Source organism: Salinivibrio sp. ML323 (assembly GCF_001995745.1).
Taxonomy (GTDB): Bacteria; Pseudomonadota; Gammaproteobacteria; order Enterobacterales; family Vibrionaceae; genus Salinivibrio; species Salinivibrio kushneri.
The window spans coordinates 24,457-31,562 of the sequence record NZ_MUES01000029.1 but is presented as its reverse complement, the minus strand read 5'-3'; the positions used below and the strand labels follow the sequence as shown (position 1 = coordinate 31,562).

Genomic DNA, 7,106 nt, shown 5'->3' with positions numbered 1-7,106 from the left:
GCATAGGCGACATTAGCTCAGCTGGTAGAGCGCGACCTTGCCAAGGTCGAGGTCACGAGTTCGAACCTCGTATGTCGCTCCAAGTTTTGCCCACATCAAGCAGTATTGATGTTACGGACGCGGGATGGAGCAGTTTGGTAGCTCGTCGGGCTCATAACCCGAAGGTCGGCGGTTCAAATCCGCCTCCCGCAACCAATTTTTACAAAGCGTGATGCAACGCTTAATTGCATAGGCGACATTAGCTCAGCTGGTAGAGCGCGACCTTGCCAAGGTCGAGGTCACGAGTTCGAACCTCGTATGTCGCTCCAAGTTTTGCCCACATCAAGCAACAATTGATGTTACGGACGCGGGATGGAGCAGTTTGGTAGCTCGTCGGGCTCATAACCCGAAGGTCGGCGGTTCAAATCCGTCTCCCGCAACCAATTTTACACAGCGYCATGCAACGCTTAATTGCATAAGGCGACATTAGCTCAGCTGGTAGAGCGCGACCTTGCCAAGGTCGAGGTCACGAGTTCGAACCTCGTATGTCGCTCCAATCTTCATAACTCTCCATCGACTTCACCCTATATGACGTGTTTCTTCAGGCACAGCGTAGCGCCTTGTATCACTTGTCGCGTCTAGAAGCATTGTTTCTAGCGTGACGGTTTCGTCAATCTGCGAAAAGTGCGCAAGGCCGACTGAGTAGTTGAACGGATAGCGTTCTAAGGATAATCGGCGACAAAGCCGGAGATAGAAGCGATCCAATTGTGCTTCGACCGCATCGACATCCTGTTGAATCAATAATATCGCAAATTCACAGCCTTCTAGGCGACCAACCCAGCCCAAATCACCGAACACATCTGTTAGACAGCCAGCAAACTCTTTCAGGACTTTGTCGCCGGCATGCTTGCCATAGCGCTGGTTGACGTCTTGTAACTGGCGAACGTCAAAGTGTAATAACGTATGTTGATCTTCAATGACTACGTCGTCTGTTAGATAACTGTTTACTTCTCGGTAAAAGCCACGTCGATTAAAGACGTCTGTTAGCGGATCAATGACATTTTGTTGCGTCATGACCAATTCATGTTCGACGATACGCGCGAGGTCTGACAGCGCGCGCTGACAGGCATCCGTAAGCTCGCGAGGATGATGATCGATCACACAGAGCGTTCCAAGCAGGTGTTCGCTATCCAGGCTAAAGGGAAAACCTGCATAAAAACGGATATAAGGAGGGCCTGTTACCAAAGGGTTGTCAGCAAAGCGACTGTCGTTGAGCGTATCCTCAACAATTAATGGCTCTAATTGCTGAATAGCATGACCACAAATCGATTCGCTGCGGCTTGTTTGGTTGACGGCTAAACCACGTTTGGCTTTAAACCATTGTCTCTGTTCATCGACCAAGCTAATGGCGACAACGGGGCAATCCGAGACATATGCAGCGACTCTGACAATCCGCTCAAATCTGTCTTCGTGTCCAGTGTCTAATATGCCTAGATCGTGCAATGCGTGAAGTCTTTGCTGCTCATTGTGAGTGGGGCGCGCCGTTTCCATGCCTTTTCCTCCTTGCCGCTATTTCTATTGTAGCCAACCACACACAGGGTAGGGGCCATAATTGTTCGGAGCGGTGAATATCGCTGCCACCCCGAGAAGCTTTTAAAAAGATCATTAATTCAGTGAGATATAGGAGAACTGGCTGTAAGTGTCTGTAGGTGTGCGAGAGGCTGAGAAACTCAGTTTGTAAAAAACTTGTTTCAATGATATTTTCCTCCGCTTGTTCAGTATTCACACTGTTGGAAGAGGCGGTGACGCACCCGGATTGATCGCGTGCGTGACAGCGACTCTATACTCTTAATACTTGTTGTTTTTAGAAGGTTTGCTTATGGCGTTTTTAGCGAGCTGTGATACCCAATATCCGCTGACTCATCCACATGCGGCGTCTGCTGTGGTGATGGTGCCCCCGCTTCATTTTAAATTTAATGCGCAAACGAGTGAGGATAATGGTTTTCAGCATGCGCCGTCACTACCGGATGAAGAAGTAAAAGCGCGCGCGATGGCAGAATTCAACAACATGGTGATGATCCTCCGCCGCCATGGTATCGATGTGGTGGTGATGGAGTACCCAGACTCTGACCCTGCAACGCCTGATGCCGTGTTTCCCAATAACTGGTTTAGTACCCTCCCCAGTGGCGAGCTTTATCTTTACCCTATGGCGTGCCCAAACCGCCAGCTAGAGGTGAAACCCGAGCGCTTAATGACTGCATTAGACCGTGCAGGCTATGCCGTCAATCACGTACACAAAGTGAAGTGTCATGACAAGGACGATGCGTTTCTTGAAAGTACGGGCGCGRTGGTTATCGACCACCTCAACCAGCGTGTTTATGCGGCGCTTTCACACCGTTGTGACAGCATTTTGCTCACTGAGTGGGCAGCAAAGGTAGGCATGCGACAAGTCGTGAGCTTTAACACGGAAATGAGCGATGGCAATCCGGTTTATCATACCAATGTGATGATGGCGGTGGGTGAAGAGTTTGCCGTTGTGTGCGATGAGGTGATAGAACCGGGGCAGCGAGATCYTGTGTGTAACACATTGAGTCAAGATAAAACCTTGGTATCCATTAGTGAATCACAAATGAACCAGCTTTGTGGCAATATTTTACAATTGCGCAATCGCCACGGTGAATCACTCATCGTCATGTCATTGTCGGCCTACAGTGCGTTTACTGAAGAGCAAAAACGCACGCTGCGCCAATTTGGTAAATTGGTGCCTGTCGATGTCAACACAATTGAAACTGTGGGTGGGGGAAGCGTGCGTTGTATGATGGGAGAAGTATTTTTACCTCGTCATCAAGCCGCGATATCGGGTTAAAGGCGTCGGTTAAAACGTCGGTTTAATAGGCAAAACGGCGACTTAGGGTCGCCGTTTCACGTTGCTTTCATGCTACGAGTGCGCGCGTGTTTTGGCCTTAAGTGGCATTTTGTCAAATGAGACGCCGTTCCATCCAGTGACCATAAAGTTGCGAATGTTTTTGTGATCCGTCCCCGAAGGGTTGCTCAGCACGTCCTCGCGATAATACCCCCCAAAGCAGGAGAGTGTCTGTGCTTCCGTAAGCTCATGGAGCTGGCAGAATGCGAGGACTTTGCAAGACCCTGTGTTCTGGCCTGCTTTATTAGCCAGATCACCGTTAGTGAATCGAGTGGGGGCATAGTCGTAATGGGCATCTATCACCGCTATTGTCTCGTCAAACATTACCATATCTGGGGTTTGCGTGACTTTAGCGAGAAAGCTGTCTAAGGTCATGTTGGTTCCTGAGTTAATAACATGCGAGCTCTCGTCGAGAGTATGTGCACGTTGTACCAACTTGTTTAACCAATGTGAAGCCAAGAGAAGCGACTAATGGATAAATATCCATCACTTAAACCAAATTTTTTGTTGCAGTGCTTTACATTGACTCGGGGCAACATTAGTATACCACCCAGTTCGGAGGGATGGCTGAGCGGTTGAAAGCACCGGTCTTGAAAACCGGCAAGGGTTAATAGCCCTTCCAGGGTTCGAATCCCTGTCCCTCCGCCACATACCGAAAAGCCGCTGAGAAATCAGCGGCTTTTTTGTATCTATATATCCGCTTACTCTCCTTTTGTGCGCAAACTAACAGCTTGATGATGCTTTTCCTTACAGGTTGGGTTGAAAGACCTAATATGTTAAGAAATTGTACTGTGCGATAAAGGCTCCGTGACTGAACTGATCTCCCATCCAGAATGGCTACTGCTTGGACTGGCTCCCGTGTTTTTCTTATGCATGCTGGGGGAGTATTGGATGGCGCTGCGCCGGGGGAAATTGGGCGATAATGCGCGTTATTACGTGCCGGAAGTGCTCTGTAACTTTACCTTGGCGGGGCTGCATCAAGCTGCCGATCTACTGACCGGTTTGCTGGTTGCCAAGGTCTATTTATGGTGGTTTGGCTGGCGGCTGTTCGACATTGAGATGTCGGTGAGCCTGTTTTTGTTGCTGATGGTCGCACAAGATTTTTGTTACTACTGGTTCCACCGCGCCAGCCATCGTGTTCGCTGGATGTGGGCGGCGCATGTGGTGCATCATAGCTCAGAGCGGATGAACTTTAGCACCGCGTTTCGCCAAAGCTTAATGTATCCGCTGGCAGGGATGTGGCTGTTTTGGCTGCCGCTGGTGGTGATTGGATTTCCGCCCCAATGGGTGGTGTTTGTTGTGCTGTTGAATTTAGGGTTACAGTTTTTTGTCCATACTCAATGGATAAAGACACTCGGGCCTGTGGAATGGGTTTTTAATACCCCGTCTCATCATCGTGTTCATCATGGCGTGAACCCCCAGTACATCGACAAAAACTACGCGGGCATTTTGATCATTTGGGACAAATTATTTGGCACCTTCGAGCCGGAATCTGAACCGGTTCGCTATGGTATCCCCAAGCCAGTAAACAGTTTCAACCCTCTGGTGGTGACCTTTGCAGAATGGCAACAAATGTGGCGCGATGTCACGCAGCCTGATTTGAATTTTCGGCAACGATGGCAGTGCTTGTTTGCACCGCCAGAACAAACACAAGGTCACACGACAGACGTGGAAGCATCACGTGAGAGATAGCGGTTTTCTATCGTGTGGGCAAGCTAACATATTCTAAGAAAATAACCCTTTATTCTTATGGGGTTATTCTTAGAACTCAGCTTGTCAGGAGCCCCGCATGACAGACGCTATGCATGCCATTGTTACCCATCCGCACTTAACCCCATCGCAGAAAACGTTAGCGCTCGCTGCGCAAGCCGATGCGGCTTTGCCCTACGTACCTTGCAGCCGAGCGCTCGTGGCTGCGATGGAGCAGGGTGTGATTGGCGATATGTTTGAGGGTCACGCTTCCTTTAAACCGCGTTATGTGTTGCCCGATTATGCCCGCTTTTTAAAACGTGGGTCGGAGTATTTGGCGTTAACGCCGGCAACCGATCTAGAGGATGCGCTGATGAAGCTCATGGTGCTTTACCATCATGTGCCTTCGGTGACCAATATCCCGGTGTTTTTGGGTTATCTCGATCAACTCCTGCTGCCATATTGCGAGGATGTGAGTGATGAACATTTGTATCAAGCGCTGAAGCGATTCTGGATCCAGCTCGATAGAACACTGCCAGACGCATTTATGCATGCCAATATTGGCCCAGATGATAATCGTGTTTGCCGCATGATTTTGCGCATCGATGCAGAACTGCAGCAAGTTGCCCCCAACCTGACCTTGATGGTGGATCCGTCTTGTACCCCGCGCACCCTAGTTCGTCAGGCGACAGATAACATCATTGCCTGTAGCAAGCCACATATTGCTAACTGGCCGGTACACCAAGCCACATTTGGTGATGCAGAGGCTCACTGGCCCAATATGGGGATTGTGAGCTGCTACAACGCGCTACCGATTGGAGGCGGTGCGAACACCTTGGTACGCCTTAACTTAAAGAAAGTCGCAGAAGAAGCCAATGATCTCTCGACATTGCTCTCGCACACCTTGCCACATTACGGTGCATTGATGGTGGAGCTGATCGATGCACGCAGTCACTTCCTGCATCAAGAATCACACTTTTTTAATAGCTTTCTGGTGCAGGAAGGCTTAATTGATGAGAAAAAATTTGTACCCATGTTTGGCGTGTACGCGATGGCTGAAGCGGTCAATACCCTGATGGCACGCCAAGGTCTATGTGGCGAATATGGTCACGATGCAGCGGCGAATGAGATGGCACACGATATCACCAAAGCATTGAGTACGTTTGTAGCAGAGACGCCAGTGAAGTATGGCTGGCGTGGACGAGCGTTGCTGCATGCGCAAGGTGGGTTATCCATTGACCAAGGGACCACTCCGGGGGTGAGGATTCGTTACGGTTGTGAACCGGATCCTGTCACCCATTTACAGGCGCTTGCGCCGTTACATCCTTACTTTGAAGCGGGTGTGAGCGAGATCCTAACATTGGATGAAACCATAAAAAGCAATCCCGATGCATTAACCGATTTATGTTTAGGGGCGCTGCAATCCGGGCTGCGTGAATTCACCGCGAATACAGATGGAAATGATCTCGTGCGTATCACCGGCTATATGGTGAAAAAGTCCGAGATTACCCAGTTCAAACAATCGGGATCTCGGACCAACACCACGGTATTGGGCGCAGAAGCTTCTGATATGACGACAGTGACAGCACGGCAGCCGCGAGTTGTGAGTGCGGAGTTTCTCGCCGGCGCGCGTTGGACGGACACTCATGAGCCATCCTAAGCAGGAGAAAACATCGGGGTCAGTGGCTCGGGTGGCGAGTGTGTTGCCCTATTCCTGTGTCGATGGTCCCGGTAATCGGATGGTGTTTTTTCTGCAAGGTTGCCAATTTCGTTGCCCAGGGTGCCACAACCCTGAAACCATTGAACGTGACAGCGCAAGCTCATTCGATATGTCTTTGGCCGAGGCAGTGACGGCGATTTATCAACAACGGCACTTTATTCGTGGAATTACCGTCAGTGGTGGTGAGGCCAGTCTGCAATGGCGCTTTGTCCGCGCGCTTTTTCGCGCGGTCAAACAGCACCCTGAATTAGCCCACCTTACATGCTTGATCGATACTAACGGCAGTGTGTCATGTCAGCGTTGGCAGGCGTTGTCATCCTACATGGACGGTGCCATGGTGGATATGAAAGCATGGGGTAATGACGCGCATAGAGCCTTGACCGGACATTCACCCCGCCGTGTGCGTGATAGCCTAATTTGGCTGGCGCAGCAGGGAAAATTGCAGGAAGTGCGGCTGTTACTGGTCCCCGGGTATACCGACTGGCAAGCTAACCTGTCGTCACTCTGCGCCTATTTATATAATTTGCAGCAAATGCAATTGACGCAGGGAAATGTGTTTTCCGTGCGTTTAAATGGTTTTCATCGAGCAGGCGTGAAGGGCAATGCCAGCAACTGGCTAGAGGCAACACAAGCGCATCTTGATATCATAAAAGTCGCCTTGCAAACGGCAGGACTGCAAACCGTGACCATGCCACCACCTGAATTACTGCCTGCAATGGGGGACCAGCGAGAAGTCTGAATCAGCGAGATAGCTAAACGTGTGTCGTCGTGTTCATTAAGCGAACTCCATGACGT

6 protein-coding genes and 6 tRNA genes are annotated in these 7,106 nt (G+C 50.1%); 10 read left to right on the top strand and 2 right to left on the bottom strand.

Annotated elements, in window-relative coordinates; genetic code table 11:
- Positions 1–6 precede the first annotated feature (6 nt).
- The 5 genes from BZG13_RS13050 to BZG13_RS13030 all read left to right on the top strand — a co-directional run bounded on the left by BZG13_RS13050 (position 7) and on the right by BZG13_RS13030 (position 535).
- Positions 7–82, top strand: a tRNA-Gly gene (locus BZG13_RS13050).
- 36 nt (positions 83–118) lie between these two features.
- Positions 119–195: transfer RNA gene (locus tag BZG13_RS13045), tRNA-Met, on the top strand.
- Positions 196–232: 37 nt separating this feature from the next.
- Positions 233–308 (top strand) — tRNA-Gly (locus BZG13_RS13040).
- 37 nt (positions 309–345) lie between these two features.
- Positions 346–422 (top strand) — tRNA-Met (locus BZG13_RS13035).
- A gap of 37 nt (positions 423–459) precedes the next feature.
- A tRNA-Gly gene (locus BZG13_RS13030) sits at positions 460–535 on the top strand.
- Positions 536–558: 23 nt separating this feature from the next.
- On the opposite strand, the gene BZG13_RS13025 is transcribed toward BZG13_RS13030, so the two are convergent.
- On the bottom strand, positions 559–1,530 hold the full coding sequence (locus BZG13_RS13025) for a sensor domain-containing diguanylate cyclase (RefSeq protein ID WP_069362237.1): 972 nt from the start codon (positions 1,528–1,530) through the stop codon (positions 559–561).
- 328 nt (positions 1,531–1,858) lie between these two features.
- Here BZG13_RS13025 and BZG13_RS13020 point away from each other — a divergent pair, with 328 nt between their 5' ends.
- Entirely contained in the window at positions 1,859–2,845 is a 987-nt protein-coding gene (locus tag BZG13_RS13020) for an arginine deiminase-related protein (protein ID WP_077486933.1), read from the top strand.
- A 72-nt stretch (positions 2,846–2,917) separates the two neighbouring features.
- Here BZG13_RS13020 and BZG13_RS13015 read toward each other — a convergent pair whose 3' ends face one another.
- Entirely contained in the window at positions 2,918–3,277 is a 360-nt protein-coding gene (locus BZG13_RS13015; protein WP_069362239.1) for a HopJ type III effector protein, read from the bottom strand.
- A 182-nt stretch (positions 3,278–3,459) separates the two neighbouring features.
- On the opposite strand from BZG13_RS13015, the gene BZG13_RS13010 reads away from it, so the two are divergent.
- From BZG13_RS13010 to BZG13_RS12995, 4 genes are all read left to right on the top strand, one after another.
- Positions 3,460–3,550 (top strand) — tRNA-Ser (locus tag BZG13_RS13010).
- Positions 3,551–3,709: 159 nt separating this feature from the next.
- Complete coding sequence (locus tag BZG13_RS13005) at positions 3,710–4,594, top strand: sterol desaturase family protein (protein ID WP_241824814.1); 885 nt, start codon at positions 3,710–3,712, stop codon at positions 4,592–4,594.
- Between the two features lie 97 nt (positions 4,595–4,691).
- Complete coding sequence (locus BZG13_RS13000; RefSeq protein ID WP_077486931.1) at positions 4,692–6,251, top strand: YjjI family glycine radical enzyme; 1,560 nt, start codon at positions 4,692–4,694, stop codon at positions 6,249–6,251.
- Positions 6,238–7,050: a 4Fe-4S cluster-binding domain-containing protein gene (locus tag BZG13_RS12995; protein ID WP_198935527.1), complete on the top strand. Its 813-nt coding sequence runs from the start codon at positions 6,238–6,240 to the stop codon at positions 7,048–7,050. The genes BZG13_RS13000 and BZG13_RS12995 overlap by 14 nt, the downstream gene beginning before the upstream one ends.
- Positions 7,051–7,106 lie beyond the last annotated feature (56 nt).

Bases quoted from the DNA above. Each gene is read 5' to 3' on its own strand.
- BZG13_RS13025 (WP_069362237.1), bottom strand. From the start codon at position 1,530: ATGGAAACGGCGCGCCCCACTCACAATGAGCAGCAAAGACTTCACGCA.
- BZG13_RS13015 (WP_069362239.1), bottom strand. From the start codon at position 3,277: ATGACCTTAGACAGCTTTCTCGCTAAAGTCACGCAAACCCCAGATATG.
- BZG13_RS13000 (WP_077486931.1), top strand. From the start codon at position 4,692: ATGACAGACGCTATGCATGCCATTGTTACCCATCCGCACTTAACCCCA.
- BZG13_RS12995 (WP_198935527.1), top strand. From the start codon at position 6,238: ATGAGCCATCCTAAGCAGGAGAAAACATCGGGGTCAGTGGCTCGGGTG.